The sequence below is a fragment of the Nesterenkonia halobia genome, assembly GCF_039536005.1.
Taxonomy (GTDB): Bacteria; Actinomycetota; Actinomycetes; order Actinomycetales; family Micrococcaceae; genus Nesterenkonia; species Nesterenkonia halobia.
This window is the reverse complement of sequence record NZ_BAAAYG010000004.1, coordinates 34336-51450: the sequence shown is the minus strand read 5'-3', so window position 1 is coordinate 51450 and position 17115 is coordinate 34336. Positions and strand designations below refer to the sequence as shown.

General features: G+C 72.2%; 16 protein-coding genes and 1 tRNA gene. 12 read left to right on the top strand and 5 right to left on the bottom strand.

Going from position 1 to position 17115, the window contains the following annotated elements:
• Positions 1-14 precede the first annotated feature (14 nt).
• Positions 15-1355 (bottom strand): type I glutamate--ammonia ligase, encoded by a 1341-nt coding sequence (gene glnA / locus ABD652_RS05850; RefSeq protein WP_344719180.1) that lies wholly within the window; start codon positions 1353-1355, stop codon positions 15-17.
• A gap of 100 nt (positions 1356-1455) precedes the next feature.
• On the opposite strand from glnA, the gene panB reads away from it, so the two are divergent.
• Positions 1456-2406, top strand: a complete 951-nt coding sequence (gene panB / locus ABD652_RS05845; protein ID WP_344719178.1) for a 3-methyl-2-oxobutanoate hydroxymethyltransferase — start codon at positions 1456-1458, stop codon at positions 2404-2406.
• A gap of 59 nt (positions 2407-2465) precedes the next feature.
• On the opposite strand, the gene ABD652_RS05840 is transcribed toward panB, so the two are convergent.
• On the bottom strand, positions 2466-2642 hold the full coding sequence (locus ABD652_RS05840; protein ID WP_344719176.1) for an SPOR domain-containing protein: 177 nt from the start codon (positions 2640-2642) through the stop codon (positions 2466-2468).
• A gap of 71 nt (positions 2643-2713) precedes the next feature.
• Here ABD652_RS05840 and ABD652_RS05835 point away from each other — a divergent pair, with 71 nt between their 5' ends.
• A complete protein-coding gene (locus ABD652_RS05835) occupies positions 2714-3925 on the top strand; it encodes an MFS transporter (protein WP_344719174.1) in 1212 nt (403 codons plus the stop codon).
• 17 nt (positions 3926-3942) lie between these two features.
• On the opposite strand, the gene ABD652_RS05830 is transcribed toward ABD652_RS05835, so the two are convergent.
• Positions 3943-5178, bottom strand: a complete 1236-nt coding sequence (locus ABD652_RS05830; protein WP_344719172.1) for a nitronate monooxygenase — start codon at positions 5176-5178, stop codon at positions 3943-3945.
• A gap of 112 nt (positions 5179-5290) precedes the next feature.
• Here ABD652_RS05830 and map point away from each other — a divergent pair, with 112 nt between their 5' ends.
• From map to ABD652_RS05815, 3 genes are all read left to right on the top strand, one after another.
• A complete protein-coding gene (map, locus tag ABD652_RS05825) occupies positions 5291-6184 on the top strand; it encodes a type I methionyl aminopeptidase (RefSeq protein WP_344719170.1) in 894 nt (297 codons plus the stop codon).
• Positions 6185-6392: 208 nt separating this feature from the next.
• Positions 6393-7226: a polyphosphate--glucose phosphotransferase gene (gene ppgK / locus ABD652_RS05820; RefSeq protein ID WP_344719168.1), complete on the top strand. Its 834-nt coding sequence runs from the start codon at positions 6393-6395 to the stop codon at positions 7224-7226.
• A gap of 109 nt (positions 7227-7335) precedes the next feature.
• Positions 7336-7408, top strand: a tRNA-Val gene (locus tag ABD652_RS05815).
• A gap of 54 nt (positions 7409-7462) precedes the next feature.
• On the opposite strand, the gene ABD652_RS05810 is transcribed toward ABD652_RS05815, so the two are convergent.
• Positions 7463-8575 (bottom strand): class I SAM-dependent methyltransferase, encoded by a 1113-nt coding sequence (locus ABD652_RS05810; RefSeq protein ID WP_344719166.1) that lies wholly within the window; start codon positions 8573-8575, stop codon positions 7463-7465.
• 178 nt (positions 8576-8753) lie between these two features.
• Between ABD652_RS05810 and ABD652_RS05805 the strand changes: the two genes are divergently transcribed.
• The 7 genes from ABD652_RS05805 to ABD652_RS05775 all read left to right on the top strand — a co-directional run bounded on the left by ABD652_RS05805 (position 8754) and on the right by ABD652_RS05775 (position 15474).
• On the top strand, positions 8754-9482 hold the full coding sequence (locus ABD652_RS05805; RefSeq protein ID WP_344719164.1) for a winged helix-turn-helix transcriptional regulator: 729 nt from the start codon (positions 8754-8756) through the stop codon (positions 9480-9482).
• A 282-nt stretch (positions 9483-9764) separates the two neighbouring features.
• On the top strand, positions 9765-10103 hold the full coding sequence (locus tag ABD652_RS05800) for a GRAM domain-containing protein (RefSeq protein WP_344719162.1): 339 nt from the start codon (positions 9765-9767) through the stop codon (positions 10101-10103).
• Between the two features lie 10 nt (positions 10104-10113).
• Positions 10114-10878, top strand: coding sequence for a potassium channel family protein (locus ABD652_RS05795; RefSeq protein ID WP_344719160.1), 765 nt, complete (start codon positions 10114-10116; stop codon positions 10876-10878).
• Positions 10853-11731 carry an alpha/beta fold hydrolase gene (locus ABD652_RS05790; RefSeq protein WP_344719158.1) on the top strand — a complete coding sequence of 293 codons (879 nt, stop codon included), beginning with the start codon at positions 10853-10855 and terminating at the stop codon, positions 11729-11731. Before ABD652_RS05795 ends, ABD652_RS05790 begins: the two co-directional genes overlap by 26 nt.
• A 60-nt stretch (positions 11732-11791) precedes the next feature.
• Positions 11792-13159 (top strand): DUF2252 domain-containing protein, encoded by a 1368-nt coding sequence (locus ABD652_RS05785; protein ID WP_344719156.1) that lies wholly within the window; start codon positions 11792-11794, stop codon positions 13157-13159.
• A 57-nt stretch (positions 13160-13216) separates the two neighbouring features.
• On the top strand, positions 13217-14656 hold the full coding sequence (locus tag ABD652_RS05780; RefSeq protein ID WP_344719154.1) for an FAD-binding oxidoreductase: 1440 nt from the start codon (positions 13217-13219) through the stop codon (positions 14654-14656).
• On the top strand, positions 14653-15474 hold the full coding sequence (locus ABD652_RS05775) for an SDR family NAD(P)-dependent oxidoreductase (RefSeq protein ID WP_344719152.1): 822 nt from the start codon (positions 14653-14655) through the stop codon (positions 15472-15474). The genes ABD652_RS05780 and ABD652_RS05775 overlap by 4 nt, the downstream gene beginning before the upstream one ends.
• Positions 15475-15544: 70 nt before the next feature.
• Here ABD652_RS05775 and ABD652_RS05770 read toward each other — a convergent pair whose 3' ends face one another.
• A complete protein-coding gene (locus ABD652_RS05770; RefSeq protein ID WP_344719150.1) occupies positions 15545-17020 on the bottom strand; it encodes an NCS2 family permease in 1476 nt (491 codons plus the stop codon).
• Positions 17021-17115: the final 95 nt, after the last annotated feature.

Genomic DNA, 17115 nt, shown 5'->3' with positions numbered 1-17115 from the left:
TCGACCCCGCCCTCTCAGATCAGGCCGAGGTACCGGTTGATCTCGAACGGCGAGACGTTGACGCGGTAGTCGTCCCACTCCTCCTGCTTGTTGCGCAGGAAGTTCTCGAAGACCTGTTCGCCCAGGACCTCCGCGACGAACTCGGAGTCCTCCATCTGGCGGATCGCATCGTGCAGCGTGCCCGGCAGCGGCTTGATGCCCAGCGCCTTGCGCTCCGGGGTGGTCAGCGACCACACGTCCTCGGTGATCGCCTCGGCCAGCTGGTACTCCTCGCGGATGCCCTTCAGTCCCGCGCCCAGGACCATGGCGTAGGCCAAGTAGGGGTTCGCCGAGGAGTCGATGCCGCGGAACTCGATGCGCGCCGAGCCGCCCTTGGTGGGCTTGTACAGCGGCACCCGCATCAGTGCCGAGCGGTTGTTGTGGCCCCAGGAGACGTGCGACGGCGCCTCGCCGCCGCCCCAGAGCCGCTTATAGGAGTTCACGAACTGGTTGGTCACCGCGGTGAACTCCGGCGCATGGGTGAGCACGCCGGCGATGAACTGCCGGGCGACGGTCGAGAGGTTGAACTCCGCGTTGGGGGCGAAGAAGGCGTTGGTGTCGCCTTCGAAGAGGCCGAAGTGGGTGTGCATCCCCGACCCCGGGTGCGCGGCGAAGGGCTTGGGCATGAAGGTCGCGTACTTGCCCTGCATCACCGCGACCTCCTTGATCACGGTGCGGAAGGTCATGATGTTGTCCGCAGTGGTCAGCGCGTCGGCGTAGCGCAGGTCGATCTCGTTCTGCCCCGGGCCGGCCTCGTGGTGGCTGAACTCCACCGAGATGCCGACGGCCTCGAGCATGTTGACCACGTGGCGGCGGAAGTCCTGCGAGACGCTGCCGGTGACGTGGTCGAAGTAGCCCGCCCGGTCCACCGGCACCGGGTGGCCCTCGGCGTCGACGTGCTCGGACTCCAGCAGGTAGAACTCGATCTCCGGATGCGTGTAGCAGGTGAAGCCCATCTCCCCGGCCGCGTCGAGCTGGCGGCGGAGCACCGAGCGCGGGTCGGCCGCGGCGATCTCCTGGTCCGGGGTGAGGATGTCGCAGAACATCCGCGACGTCGGCTCCTCCTCGCCGCGCCAGGGCAGGATCTGGAAGCTCGAGGGGTCGGGCTTGAGCAGCATGTCGGACTCGAAGACCCGCGAGAGCCCCTCGATGGAGGACCCGTCGAAGCCCAGCCCCTCGCTGAAGACGCCCTCGACCTCGGCCGGCGCGAGCGCGACCGACTTCAGGGCGCCGACGACATCGGTGAACCAGAGGCGCACGAAACGGACATCCCGTTCCTCGATGGTGCGCAGTACGAATTCCTGCTGTCGATCCATGCTCGCTGCCAACTCTCTGACGTGCGGGGTCACTGGCGTTCACCACTCTACCGGAGTCCCTTCAGGCCGCCGGGCCGTGCGTCGGCGGTATCGTGGGGCCATGTCCGAGACGCCGCAGACCCCTCCGCAGACTCCTCAGCAGCCCTCGCAGCAGCCCCGGCAGCAGGCCCCGCAGACCTCCGGCGGTCCCGCCGACGCCGAGACCGCGCCGTACTCCGGGCCGGCCGCGGACCGGGCGGCCGAGTTCACCCCGCGCCGGGTGCGCACAGTGCATCTGCGGCGGTTCAAGGAGGCCGGCGAGCGCTTCGCCATGCTCACCGCCTACGACGCGACGATGGCCGGGATCTTCGACCGGGCCGGCGTCGAGGTGCTGCTGGTCGGGGATTCGGCGGCCAACGTGATGATGGGCCGGTCGACGACGCTGTCGATGACGGTCGAGGAGATGCTGGTCTACTCCCGCTCGGTCGTCGCCGGCGCCGAGCGCGCCCTGGTGATCGCCGACGTGCCCTTCGGCAGCTATGAAGCCTCGCCGCAGCAGGCCGTGGAGACCGGGGTGCGGCTGATGAAGGAGGGCGGAGTCCACGCGGTGAAGGTCGAGGGCGGCGCCGCGATGGCCGGGCACGTGCGCGCCATGGTCGCCGCCGGGATCCCGGTGATGGCCCACATCGGCTTCACCCCGCAGTCCGAGCACGCGCTGGGCGGGTACCGGGTCCAGGGCCGCGGCGAGGCCGGTGAGCGGCTGCTCGCCGACGCCCGTGCGCTGGAGGAGGCCGGGGCCTTCAGCGTGCTCATGGAGATGGTGCCCGCCGCAGTCGCCGCCGAGGTGGATGCCGGGCTGGCGGTGCCGACGGTCGGCATCGGTGCCGGCTCGGGCACCACCGGCCAGGTGCTGGTCTGGCAGGACATGCTGGGGCTGACCGCCGGCCGGAAGCCCCGGTTCGTGCGCGAGTACGCGGATCTGCGCTCGACCGTCGCCGAGGCGGTCGGAGCCTATCGCGAGGACGTCCGCACCGGGCGCTTCCCGGCCGAGGAGCACAGCTTCGACGACTGAGCCGCCGAGCCGCCGAGCGGCTGCAGCTCAGGCCCCGGACCGACGGCGGAGCCGTCGGATCAGCCCGTCGGGTCTCCGGTGCCCTCGTCCTCCCAGGCCTCGTTGTTCTGCCGGACCCGACGCAGCGCCGCGGCGGCCTCCTCGCGCGTGTCGTAGGGGCCGAGCAGATGCTTCCAGCTGGACTGCGCACCCTCTTCGACCTCGCCGGTGGTCACGTTGTACCAGTACTCCGTCATGACTCCAGCCTACGCGCCGCGCCGCGGCAGTGTGATTGCACCGCCGCCGATCCTGGACGAGACTCGTCAGCATGCCTCGATCCGCCGCCGCTGACGCCCATGCCCCGACGCCTGCCCGGATCCGCGGGGCCCGGGCGGCGGCGATGGTCGCCTTCGCCACCAACGGCGCGCTGCCGGCGTCGCTGCTCGCCCGCTATGCCGAGGTCAAGGAGGCCCTGGGCCTCTCCCCCGCGCTGTTCGGCCTGCTGGTGGTCGGCTATGCCGTCGGCGGGACGCTGGCGATGCACCTGCCCGGAGTGGTCTCCCGCCGGATCGGCGTCGCCCGGGCGGCGGCGCTGGGCACAGTCTGGGTGGCCGCGGCGTTCGTGGTGGTCGCCGTCGGGGTCACGCTGGGCTCCCCGTGGATCGTGCTGGCCGGGCTGATGGCCGCCGGCTGCGGCGACGCCGTCGTCGACGTCGCGCAGAACGCCCAGGGCATCCGCGTCCAGGAGGCCGGCGGACGCTCGGTGCTGAACTCGATGCACGCCGGCTGGAGCGTCGGGGCCGCCCTCGGCGGCGGCGTGGGCACCCTGGCGGCGGTGCTCGGCGTCCCGCTGCTGGCCCACCTGGGCGTCTGGAGCCTGATCTGCGCGGCCTCGATGGCGCTGGCCGCCCGGCGGTTCCTGCCCGAGACGACGCTCGCCCTGGACGCCGAGGCGCCGACGGCGCGACCGCCTGGCCTGCGGGTGGCGATGCTGCTGGCGCCGCTGGCTCTGGTCGCCCTGGCGGGGATCTCCGTGGAGGACGTGGGGAACAACTGGTCGGCGGTGCTGCTCGCCTCCGAGCGCGACGCCCCGGTGGCCGCCGCCGGCGTGGGGCTCAGCGTGCTGCTCGGCGCCCAGTTCGTCGGCCGGCTGCTCGGCGACCGTGTGGTCGACCGGATCGGGGCGCGTCCGGCGCTGCTGGGCAGCCTCTCCGCCGTGGTGGTGGGCATGCTCGGCACCGCCTGGGCGCCCTCGCTGGCGCTGACGCTGGCCGCGCTGGCCGTGGCGGGGCTGGGCTGCGCGATCACCGTGCCGCTGGCCTTCGCCGGCGCCGACGCGCTCGAAGGGCTGCCGGCGCACAGCGGGGTCACCTGGATCAGCTGGACGATGCGCACCGTCTCGATCGGGCTGAGCCCGGCCATCGGCGGGCTGACCACCGTCTGGTCGCTGCCGACGGCGCTGACGCTGGTCACGGTCATCGCGGTGGCCGCCCTGATGCTGCAGCTGCGTCCGCGGCGCCCGAGCGCCGCGCAGCACTGAGCGGCCAGCGCCTCGGCTCAGGAGTCGAACGCCGCCGCGATCCGCGCCACCACCTCCGCCGCCGGAGCGTCCTCCGGAATCTCGCCACCGGCCCGCGAGGCTCCGGTGCCGGCCCAGAGATGGCAGCGTTCGAGGTCGCCGGCCCGCGCCGCGGCCGCCCTCAGCGGCTTCGTCAGCTGATGGACCTGCGGGTAGGCCGCCGGCGCGGCGGCGTCGTGGGCGTCGATGAAGCTGGTGCGCAGTCCGCGCGCCGGCCGTCCGGTGTAGGCGCGGGTGACCGTCGTGCCGCGGCCCGGCCGTCCCGCCGAGACCGCCTCACGCTCCTCGCGCAGCGCCCGCCGATGCGGCGTGGAGGTGCCGGCCTCGCGGGTGAGCAGGAACGCGGTGCCGAGCTGGACCGCGTCCGCCCCGGCCCGACGGACCGCGGCGACGTCGGCGGCGTCGATGAGGCCGCCGGCGGCGATCAGCGGCACGGCGGGCGAGCCTGTCGGGCCAGTCGAGTCGACAGAGCCGATCGGTCCGGTCGGGCCGGTCGGGCCGGTCGGGCCGGTCGAGCCCGGGGAGGCCCGGGAGCTCCGCACCACTTCGGCGACTTCGGCGACGGCGGTCACCAGCTCGGGCAGCGGCCGGTCGTCCGGATCGGCGCCGACGCGATGGGTGCCGCGGTGGCCGCCGGCCTCCGGTCCCTGCACGCAGAGCGCATCCATCCCGCGGGCGATGGCGTCCTCGGCCTCGCGCTCGTCGGTCACGGTGCCGACGAGCTGGCTGCCGACGGCATGCAGCGCCGCGACGTCGGCAGGCTCCGGCAGCCCGAAGGTGAAGGAGACCACCGGCACCGGATCGGCGATCAGCGCGTCGAGCGTGGCGCGCCAGTCGTCGTCGTCGACGGCAGTCTCCGTCGGCAGCTCGACGCCCAGCCCGCGCGCCTCCGGCTCGAGCTGTCGCCGGTAGTCCGCCAGGCCGCCGTCGGCGGCCGAGACGAGATCGGCCTCGTCCGCGGGCGGGGCGAAGACGTTCACCCCGACGGGCGCGTCGGTGAGCTCGCGGACGGTCGCGAGCTGCGCGACCATCGCCGCGGCGTCGAGATAGCCCGCGGCCAGGAAGCCCAGCCCGCCGGCGTCGGCGACCGCTGCGGCGAGCTCCGGCGTCGACGGCCCGCCGGCCATCGGAGCCTGGATCACCCGACGCCGCAGCGGCGCCGCCCCGCCGGTCGTCCCGCCGGTCGCCTCATCAGCACCTGCACTGCTGTCCATGCGGCCATGCTAAGCCTGTCGCCGCGAGGCCACCAGTGATCTCCGGCACCTCCGCGAGAGCCGCCCGGCGGCGGCTGGGTGGTCGCGCGCGCCGAGCGATAGGATCGCCGACATGGCATCCGCATCCTCCTCCATGGCTCCGATCGGTACGCTGACCCCGGGCACGCAGAGCCCCGAGCGGCCGGTGCCCCAGCACATCCCGCGTCCGGACTACGTCGGGCTCGACGCGCCGCCGCAGTACACCGGCGAGGACGTCTACGACGCCGAGACCGTGGAGCGCATCCGCCGTGCCGGGCAGCTGGCGGCCGACGCCATGGTCGCGACGGGCCGGCACATCACCCCGGGCGTGACGACCGACGAGCTCGACGCGGTCGCCCACGAGTACCTGGTCAGCCGCGGCGCCTACCCCTCCTGCCTGAACTACCGCCGCTTCCCCAAGTCGATCTGCACCTCGGTCAACGAGGTGATCTGCCACGGGATCCCGGACTCGCGGCCGCTGGCCGACGGCGACATCGTCAACCTGGACATCACCGCCTACCTGGACGGCGTCCACGGCGACCACAACGTCACCTTTTTCGTCGGCGACGTCGACGAGGAGTCCCGGCTGCTCGTCGAGCGGACGCAGGAGGCGATGATGCGCGGCATCCGCGCGGTCAAGCCCGGCCGCCCCATCAACGTCATCGGACGGTCCATCGAGTCCTACGCGAAGCGCTTCGACTACGGCGTGGTCCGCGAGTTCATCGGCCACGGGGTCGGCAAGGCCTTCCACACCGGGCTGGTCATCCCGCACTTCGACGCCGCGCCGGACCACTCCCAGCCGCTGGAGCCGGGCATGGTCTTCACCATCGAGCCGATGCTCACCCTGGGCACCCGGCACTTCGAGCTCTGGGAGGACGGCTGGACCGCGGTCACCCGCGACCGCAGGCGCACCGCACAGTTCGAGCACACTCTGGTCGTCACCGAGGACGGCGCCGAGATCCTCACCGTGCCCGCCGAAGAGGCCTGAGCCCCGCCGGAGGCGACGACATCTCCGCGGCGGGGACGTGACCCGGATCGCCGCGGACGCTATTCTGTTCTACGGCGCCGCGCCGCTCGGCACGGCCTGCTGTTCCGGTGCGACGACGCACACCTACGCACACTGAGGCCCGCGATCGGCGCCCGGGCGACGTCGTCGCCGCAGGGTCCGCGCCCGGTCGCCCCACCCCTGGAGAGCGATGACCCACGCAGTCGAGAACCCGTCCACGACCCGCCCGCACGGGCTGCCCAAGCGCGCCGTCGGCATCGACGTCGGCGGCACCGGCATCAAGGGCGGCATCGTCAACCTCGACAAGGGCACGCTCACCGGAGAGCGCTTCCGCATCCCCACGCCGAAGCCGGCGACTCCCGAGGCCGTCGCCGGGGTGATCGGCGAGATCCTCGAGGAGCTGCTCGGCCGCGAGAAGGCCCCGGCGGTCGCGGAGCTCTCGGTCGGAGTGCTGGTGCCGGGCATCGTGGTGGACAACCAGGTGCTCTCGGCGGCGAACATCGACGACTCCTGGCTGGAGTGCGACGCCGGAACCCTGCTGCGCGACCTGCCCGGGCAGATCCACACCTTCAACGACGCCGACGGCGCCGGCCTGGCCGAGGCCCACTACGGCGCCGGCTCCGACACCTCCGGCTCGGTCATGACCGTCACGCTCGGCACCGGCATCGGCTCGGCGCTGGTCCACGACGGCGAGCTGGTCCCGAACACCGAGATGGGCCACCTGGAGTTCGAGGGCGAGGTGGCCGAGCAGAAGGCCTCGGCGGCGGCCCGCGAGCGCGCCGACATGCCCTGGGACGAGTACGGCCGACTGCTGAACCGTTACCTGGTCCACCTGGAGCGGCTGTTCTCGCCGAAGAAGTTCATCATCGGCGGGGGCATCTCCAAGCGCAGCGAGGACTTCCTGCCGCAGGTCACCGACGTCCGCGCTCCGGTGGTGCCGGCCCAGCTGAAGAACAACGCCGGCATCGTCGGCGCCGCGCTGCACGCCGCCGAGCAGACCCGGCGGCAGGCGGCGAAGCGCTGACCGCGAAGGGCTGACCGCGCGGCTGGTATAGTCTTCTCGCCGGTGCCGCCCGGCGCCTTGCCTGCCGCCCGCGAGGGTCGGCGGATCGTGGCGCCGCGGCGGCCGGTGAGGGCCTTTAGCTCAGCTGGCAGAGCATCGCGTTTACACCGCGAGTGTCGTCGGTTCGATCCCGGCAGGGCCCACCGACGCCTCGGCGTCCCCAGGCCCCGGAGCTGGGCGAACCCGCCCGCCGCGTCTCAGTCCGGCGCCCGACCGCTGGTCACGGCATGCACCGGAGTGAGCTCGAACCAGTCGACGTCGACGAATCCGTGCCGCTCCAGCAGAGTGTCATAGACCGACCGCGGCTGGAGCTGATCGTCGATCTGGGCCTCGAAATACTGGATGCCGGCCATGATCCGCCCCGGCACGGACCGCAGACCGGCGTCGGTCTCCGGGAACGGGAAGTCGGAGATGACGAACCAGCCGCCCGGTGCGAGAGCCTCGCGGATCGCCGCAGTCGCCCGGTCCATGTCGCGGCACTCGTGCATGGAGATGTTGTTGATCACCACGCTCGCCTGCTCGTCCAGGGTCAGCTCTTCCAAAGGGCTGACCAGGAATCTCGTCCGGTCCGCCAGGCCGGCGGCCTCGACCATCCGCTGCGCCTGCTCGATCGAATGCGCGTCGCCGTCCACTCCGATGATCTCGCAGCGCGGGTGATGCTCGGCCAGCCGGCGGACCCCCGCCCCGGTGCCGCAGGCGGTGTCGACCACCGTGCAGGCGGCCTCGAGCTGGGCGGACAGTCCCGGCACCCGGGCCAGGCCGTCGGGGACCAGCCGAGCGTAGAACGGCCGGCCGGTGGCGGAGACGCGGGCGATCCACTCCGGCGACGTCTCGTCCCACCACAGCCGTTCCCCGCTGTGGAGGCACGCGGCGAACCGGTCGAACAGCTCGGACTGCAGCATCAGCGGGAACATGCCGCCGACGTAGGCCGGCGAGTCCCCGTCGAGCAGCAGCGTATCCAGGTGATCGGCGAGCCGGTAGCCTTCGCCCGCCCTCTCGAGAATGCCGGCCGAGAAGGCCGCACGGCACCAGACGCCGACGTAGAAGGCGTCCAGGTCCAGGTCATCGACGAGCTGCTCGGAGGTCCGGCTCGGCTGGCGGGCGAGCTGCTCGATCAGTCCGGCGCGCAGACCCAGCTCGATGGTCCGATGCGCGATATAGCCGGCGACATGGCCCAGGAGCTGCCCGGCCTGTTCAGGCATGCTGGGCCCCGGGGCCGCCGCGTGGTCGGATGCGGCCGAGGCCGTCCCGGCCGACGGCTCGGCAGTCGAGGGGAGGGTGCGCTCGGCGGAGGTGTCCTGCGGGTCCATGATGACCACTCCTCGGGAGATCAGTGATGATTCCCAGTGTGATCTCCCGGCGTCGGCCGGGATAGTTCACGATCTGCACCGACCGGGTCCTCGAGCCGTCCTCGGCGTCCGCGCCATCCTTGTTCGCCGCGGCCGGCCTCGGTATCCTCGTCCCCCACACACCTCGAGGAGGGGTCTGTTGTGGGATACGGCCAGTTCTCCGATCGCCAAGACCATGGAGGTCCTCGACGAGCGGTGGACCGTGCTGATCATCCGCGAGCTGGTCGCCGGCAGCCACCATTTCAACGAGATCCGCCACGGGCTGCCGAGGATGTCCACGGCGCTGCTCTCCAAGCGTCTGCGGTCGCTGGAGCGGGCCGGAATCGTCGTCCGACGGGCCGAGGGCTCCCGGACGGGCTATGACCTCACCCCGGGCGGCCGAGCGCTGGAACCGGTCATCCAGTCGCTGGGCGAATGGGGCGTGCAGTGGCGCAGCGAGCTCGGCGACGAGGACCTCGATCCCCACCTGCTGCTCTGGGACATCCACCGCAACATCGACGTGGCGACGCTGCCGGAGGGTCGCGTCGTCCTCGCCTTCACCTTCACCGATGTGGAGCCACGGACGCGGAGCTGGTGGATCGTGGTCTCCGCCGACGGAGACGTCGACGTCTGCGACGTCGATCCCGGCCATCCCGCGACGGTCGCGATGTCCTCCACGCTGCGCACCATGGTCGACGTGTGGCGGGGGCAGCTCAGCTGGTCGCAGGCCCTGCGCTCGGAACAGCTGCACCTCAGCGGGCCCGCCGCCGCGCGGCACTCGCTTCCCCGCTGGTTGATGCTCTCGCCGTTCGCGGCCCTCGTCGACCACCGGCTGGATCGAGCCTCGTCCTCACCCCAGTCTCCCGGCCCGGAGGCCTCTCCGCGCTGACGGCGAGCACGCTCCCCGGTGACTCCCTCCCCGGTCGAAGCGACACTCGTCGCGGGACCGACGGGCCGGCGCCCGGGTCGGCGCGCCGATGTCTCACAGCGCGCGCCGGGTTCTGCGCGACGCCCCGCGGGGCGTCGACTACCATGGTGCGGAATCGTCCGCGGTGACCAGCCAGACCGACGCCGTGCTTCCGGAGGATCCGGCACGAGCGACGAGTTCCCACCGGGCCCGGCACACGCCGGGCCCGACCCACGCCGATGCTCCCGACCCCGTTGGAGAACCATGAAGACCGAGCTGGACGCCGGCGAGACCGTGCTGAAGTCCTCGAACGCCAACCTGCAGCGCGGCGCCGAGACCGTGGGCGGTCGCCTGCACCTGACCGACCGCCGGCTGATCTTCGAGTCCCACGCTTTCAACATCCAGTCCGGGGCCTCCGTCGTCGGCCTCGGGGAGATCGTCGACGCCGAGCCAGTCTGGACGCTCTTCCTGAATTCGATCCCGGTGATGCCCAACTCGCTGGCAGTGCGCACCCGCGACGGCGGCGAGCTGCGCTTCGTGCTCTTCGGCCGGAAGACCTGGCGCCGCGAGATCCTGCAGGCCGCCGGCCGCCCGACCGCCTGAGCCGGAGTCGATGACCGCGCAGCCGACCGAGCAGCCCCTGTCCCGCGTCCAGCGCTGGGAGCGCCGCACCGAGATCCCGATGATCCTGCTGGCGGCGGCGTTCTTCGTCGCCTACGCCTGGCGGGTGATCGACACCAGCATGCCGCCGACGCTGGAGCAGCTGCTCCTCACCGTCTCCTGGACGCTCTGGGCGGCCTTCGCCCTGGATCTGGGCATACGCCTCGTGCTGGCCGAGCGGCGCGGCCGCTATCTGCTCTCCCGCTGGTACGACGTGCTGTTGGTGCTCGTGCCGGTATTCCGTCCGCTGCGCGTGCTGCGCGTGCTCAGCACCCTGCGCCTGGTCCAGCGGGTGATGACCCGCCGGCTGGTGGGCCGGACCAGCGTCTACGTCGCCGCCACGGCACTGATCTGCATCCTGCTGGGGGCGGTGGCGATCCTCGACGTCGAGCGCGGCCATCCCGACGCCAACATCACCAGCTTCGGCGACGCCATCTGGTGGGCCGTGGTCACCAGCGCCACTGTCGGCTACGGTGACTTCTATCCGGTCACCGTCGCCGGACGGCTGATCGCCGTGGCGCTGATGATCGTGGGCATCGCGCTGCTCGGAGCGATCACCGCCGGCGTCGCCTCCTGGGTGATGCAGGCCGTCGCCGAGCCGGAGCACCACCGGCAGGGCGACTCCTCCCCCGATGACCGGAGCGACGACGAGCCGACCCGCGAGAACGCCCCGGACCGAGGAGCGGTGCACGATGACCCAGGACGAGCGCCCCGCTGACACTCCCTCCGACCTGCAGCTGCTCGACGCCGGCGACGGCCTGCGCATCGGCTGCCTCCGGCATCCTCCGGAGAGCCCCGCCGACGACGCCACGCCGGTGGTGCTGCTGCACGGCGGCGGCCTCGATCACCGGATGTGGCGCCGCCAGCTCGACGCCGGCCTTCCCCGCCCGCTGATCGCCCTCGACGCGCGCGGCCACGGATGGACCGAGGCCCCGCGGGACGCGGCCTTCCGGCACGGCGACGACGTCGTCGCCGCCCTGGACGCCCTCCACGTCGACCGTGCGCTGCTGGTGGGACTGTCGATGGGTGCGGCGACGGCGGTGGACGCCGGGCTGGAGCACCCCGACCGTGTGGCCGGCATCGTCGCCTGCGGGGCGGGCACCAGCGAGCCGACGTTCAGCGATCCCTGGATGCTCGAGCAGCTGGACGCCCAGCGTCGGGCGGCCGAGAACTTGGACCCGGAAGCCTGGATCCGCACGGCGCTGCAGTTCGCCGCCGGGCCGCACCGCGAGCTCGCCGCCGTCGACGCGGAGGTGGTCGCCGAGCTCGAGACGATGCTGCGCCGCACACTGTCCGTCCACATCGTCGGCCAGGACGGGCCGCGGGCTCCGACGCCGGCCACTCCGGTCCAGGACACCTGGGAACGGCTCGGCGGCCTCCAGGTCCCGGTCCTCGGCGTGGTCGGGTCGCTGGACGCCGACGACCACCTGCGGATGGTCGGGGAACTCGTCGACCGCTGCCCGCGGGCTCGGCTGGTGACCGTCGACGCCGCGGCCCACTATCCCCCGCTGGAGCGCCCGGAGGAGTTCACCGCGACGCTGCGGGAGTTCCTGGCCGCGCTCGAGGCCTGAGGCCGGGCCCCGACCGCCGCATGCCGCCGATGCCGCCGTCGCCGGAGATATCGTGTCCCCATGGACGGCATCGATCTGCGCACCCCGGTCCGCTCCGACGAGATCGTCGAGCAGGGCAGAGCCCTGCAGGAGGCGACGCCGCCGGACTCCCACGACCACGATCCGGTGAGTCCGCGGCGCCCCGACGTCGTGGACTTCATCCACCGGAGCAACGCCGGCCGCCTCGACTCGCTGATCCCGCTGCGGATCCGCCGGATGACGGCCTCGCCCTTCGCCTTCTTCCGCGGGGCGGCGGGCCTGATGGGGGCGGACATGGCCGGCACCCCGGCCAGCGGGCTCACCGCCCAGCTCTGCGGCGACGCCCACGCGGCGAACTTCGGCCTCTTCGGCACCTCCGACGGGCAGATCGTCATGGACGTGAACGACTTCGACGAGACCGTCCCGGGGCCCTGGGAGTGGGACCTCAAGCGGCTCTCGACCAGCCTGGTGCTGGCCGGCCGCGAGGGCGAGGTGTCCGAGAAGCGCTGCCGCAAGGCCGCCGAGGACGCGGTGAAGTCCTACCGGCGCACCGTCCGGAAGCTGGCCGAGGTGCCCTTCATGACCTCCTGGAACGCGCTGCCGGACTCCTCGGTGATCGAGAGGGCGAAGGCCGACGAGCTGCTCGACGACTTCGAGAAGGCCGCAGACAAGGCACGGAAGAACACCAGTGCGAAGATCGCCGCGAAGCGGACCACCGAGTTCTCCGACGACGGCGGCCGACGGCTGCGCTTCTCGGAGAACCCGCCGATCCGCACCCACCTCGACGACGCGGAGGCCGAGGCGGTGATCGACGGGCTGGAATCCTACGTCGAGACGCTGCCGGCCAGGCACCGCACGCTGCTGACCCGCTACCACATCACCGACGTCGCCTTCCGCGTGGTCGGCACCGGGAGCGTCGGGCGGCGGTCCTACATCGCGCTACTGCACGGCAACGGGGACGAGGCGCTGGTGCTGCAGCTCAAGGAGGCCTGCCCCTCGGCGTTGGAGCCGTTCCTCGAGCACCACGACGCCGACCACGAAGGCCGGCGCGTCGTCGAGGGCCAACGCCTGGTGCAGGCCGAGGCCGACATCCTGCTCGGCTGGACGACGATCGATGGCCGGCCGTTCATGGTCCGCCAGTTCCGCAACATGAAGGGCGACATCGACCCCTCGGCGCTGTCGGGCGGCCATCTCGACGATTACGGCCGGCTCGCCGGCGCTCTGCTGGCCCGGGCGCACGCACGGTCGCTCGACCCGCGACTGCTGGCCGGGTACTTCGCCGGCGACTCGGACATGGACGAGGCCGTCGGCCGCTTCGCGGTGCGCTACGCCGATCAGACCGAGGCCGACCACGAGGAGCTCGTCGCCGCGGTCCGGAACGGACTGCTGCCGGCGGAGACGGAGGATTAGACGCCGTTGGACTTCCGGCGAGCACACCCCATTCGAACCGCGACAGACGAGGTGAGCATGACCTCCCGCCCCGACACCGCCGGAGAACCCGGCGACGGCGTTCTCCCCTCAGACACCGCGGCGACGGACGATCCCGTCGTCGCGGCGCTGCGACAGGCCCTGCCCGACCGCGTCGTCACCGACCCCGAGGTGCTGGCCGCCTGCACCGCGGACCGCTCCGGCCACCGGGCCGAGGCGCCGCCGCTGGCGGTGGTGGAGGCCCGGGAGGTCGCCGACGTGCAGCAGACCTGCCGGATCGCCTCGGCGCACGGCACGCCGATCGTGACCCGGGCCGCCGGCACCGGGCTCGCCGGCGGAGCGATCGCCGGAGGCGGAGAGATCGTGCTCTCCACCCGGGCGATGGACCGCATCCAGGAGATCTCGCCGGCCGACCGGCTCGCCGTCGTCGAGCCGGGGATCCTCAACGGGGACCTCAACCGCGCCCTGGCCGCCCACGACCTCTGGTGGGCGCCGGATCCGGCCAGCCGCGACATCTCCACCGTCGGCGGCAACATCGCCATGAACGCCGGCGGGCTGCTCTGCGCGAAGTACGGCGTCACCCGGGAGGCGGTGCTGGCGCTGACCGTCGTGCTCGCCGACGGCCGGGTGATCGAGACCGGGCATCGCACAGTCAAGGGCGTCAGCGGCTACGACCTCTGCGCCCTGCTGATCGGCTCCGAGGGCACGCTGGGCGTCATCGTCGAGGCCACGCTGCGGCTCGAGCCGCTGCCCGAGGGCCCGCCGACGACGATCGGCGCGTTCTTCGACTCCGTCGACGCCGCCGCCCGCGCCGCCGCGGCGATCACCGCCGGCGGCCATCGGATCGCGCTGATGGAGCTGATGGACGAGCCGACGCTCGCCGCCGTCGCCGCACAGGCCGACCAGGATCTGCTGAGCCGGGGCCGTGCGCATCTGCTCGTCCAGTGCGACGGCCCCGGCGCCGCGACCCTGGCCGAGTCCGTGGTCGCGGTGCTCACCGAGCACGGCGGCGACGTCGAGACCGCCTCCGACGAGCAGCGCGCCGCCGAGCTGCTGGCGCTGCGGCGTGCGGCCCTGCCCGCCCTGGAGGCGCAGGGCACGCTGCTCGTCGAGGACATCGCCGTCCCGCGCAGCCGCCTGGCCGAGACCTTCGCGGCGATCCGGGAGCTCGAGGCCGCCCACGGGGTGACGATCCCGACGACCTGCCATGCCGGCGACGGCAACCTGCACCCGACCTTCGTCGTCGACGGCGAGGAGGTCCCCGCGGAGGTGTGGGCGGCGGCCGAGGCGCTCTTCGCCCATGCCCTGGCCGTCGGCGGCACGCTGACCGGCGAACACGGCATCGGGCTGCTCAAGCGGGCCTGGCTGCCCGACGAGCTCGGCGCCGAGCAGCTGCAGCTGCAGCGCGGCATCAAGGCGGTCTTCGATCCGCAGGGACTGCTCAACCCCGGCAAAGTCTTCGCCCGGGAGGAGGCATGACCGAGACGATCGTCATCACCGGAGCCAGCGACGGCGTCGGCGCCGCCGCGGCACGACAGCTCGCCGGCGACGGGCATCGGCTGGTGCTCGTGGGGCGCTCGCCGGAGAAGACGCGGGCGGTGGCGGAGTCGGTCGGCGCCGAGCATCACCTCGCGGACTTCACCCGGCTCGACGACGTCCGGTCGCTCGCCGAGGCGCTGCGCCGGGACTGCGGGCGCATCGACGTGCTGGCCCACAACGCCGGCGGCGTCTTCTCCGGACCGAGCGCCACGCCGGACGGCTTCGAGAAGACCTTCCAGGTCAATCACCTCGCGCCGTTCCTGCTCACGCGACGGCTGCAGGACCGGCTGCTGGACTCGCGGGCGCGAGTGGTGGCCACCTCCAGCATCGGAGCCCGCGTCTTCTCCCGCCTGGACCTCGACGACATCCAGACCTGGGAACGGTTCACCGCCAACCGGGCCTACGGCAACGCGAAGCTGGCGAACATCCTCTTCGTCCGCGAGCTGCACGACCGATTCCACGCCGAAGGGCTGTCGGCGGTGGCCTTCCATCCCGGCTTCGTCGCCACGAACTTCGCCTCCGACACCTCCAGCTGGTTCCGCCTGGCCTACCGCTCGGCTCTGCGCAGGATGTTCAGCACCCCCGAGGAAGGCGGGAGGCGGCTGGCCCGCCTCATCACCGGCACGCCGGGCCGGACCTGGTCGTCCGGGGAGTACTGCGGATCCGATCTGCAGATCGCGCGCACCGCCGTCGCCGGGCACGATCCCGAGGTCGCGCGCCGACACTGGGAGCTCAGCGAGCAGCTGCTGGCCGGCTGAGCGCGCCGTCCGTCCCGTCCGGCCCGATCGTCCGGATCGAGCGGATCATCCGGATCGGGCGGACCGTCGGTCAGCCGGCGCCGACGGCGTTCTGGATGGGCCCGGAGATGAAGTACAGGATGAACAGCGCGGCGGTGACATACATCAGCGGGTGGACCTGCTTCGCCTTGCCGCGCAGGATCTTGATGACCACGTAGGTGATGAAGCCGGCGCCGATGCCGTTGGTGATGGAGTAGGAGAACGGCATCAGCACCAGAGTCATGAACGCCGGCATCGCGATCTCCGGGTCGGTCCAGTCGATGCGGGTGATCTGCTGCATCATCAGGAAGCCGACCAGCACCAGCGTCGCGGAGGCCGCCTCGGTCGGGATGACCGCGGCCAGCGGCGAGAGCACGATCGTGGCCAGGAAGAGCACGCCGGTGACCACGTTGGCCAGACCGGTGCGCGCGCCGTCGCCGACGCCGACCGTCGACTCGATGAATCCGGAGTTCACCGACGTCGCGCCGAGTCCGCCGCCCATGGTGCCCAGCGCGTCGGAGACCATGATGCGCCGCGAGCACGGCACGCCGCCGTCGGCGTCCTTGATGCCGCCGGCGTTCGAGACGCCGACCATGGTCCCGAGCAGGTCGAAGAAGTTCGCCAGCAGCAGGGTGAACACCGCCAGCGCGGCGGCGATGATGCCGATGCTCTCCCAGGAGCCCAGCAGGTTGAAGCCGCCGAGCAGCGAGAAGTCCGGCAGCGTGAACCAGTCCTGGTCCAGCGTCGGGACCGTCAGCTCCCAGCCGTAGGGGTTCTCCCCGTCCTCGCCGACGGCGCCGATGTGCAGGAAGGACTCCAGCGTGATGGCCAGCGCCGTCGCGCCGACGATCGAGTAGAGGATCGCGCCGCGGATCTTGGCCGCCCACATGGCGAAGAGCGCGAAGAGCGCGACCAGGAAGATGACCAGCGGCCAGCCGAAGAGGAATCCGCCGGCGCCCAGCTCCAGGGCGGTGCCGCCGCCGTTCTGGATGAAGCCGGCGTTGATCATCCCGATCAGCGCGATGAACAGCCCGATGCCGACGCTGATGGCGGTCTTCAGCTGGGCGGGCACGGCGTCGAAGATGGCCTGGCGGAAGCCGGTGAGCACCAGCAGCAGCAGGATGAAGCCTTCGATGACCACCAGGCCCATCGCATCGGCCCAGGTCATGCCGGGCAGCACGACGATGCCGTAGGTGATGAAGGCCGACAGCCCCAGCGAGGACGAGACCGCCATCGGGAACTTGCCGACCACGCCCATCAGGATGGTCATCAGCCCCGAGACCAGCGAGGTCGCCGCGGCGACGGCGGGCAGGTTCGGCTCGGTGCCGCCGCCGAGGAAGTGCCCGGTGGAGTCGGCCGAGGCTCCGATGATCAGCGGGTTCAGCACGACGATGTAGGACATCGCCAGGAAGGTCGCCAGCCCGCCGCGGATCTCGCGGCCCCATGTCGACCCGCGGGCGGTGATCTCGAAGTATCGGTCCAGAGCGCCGCCTCGCGCGGCCGTCGAAGTCTCAGTCGTGGTGCTCACGGAGTTCCACTCTAAGCGAAAGGCGGGCGCCGACGCCGCCCGCGGCCGCCGACGGAGACCATGGGATGCGCCACGGCGGCCGCTCAGTCGCCGGC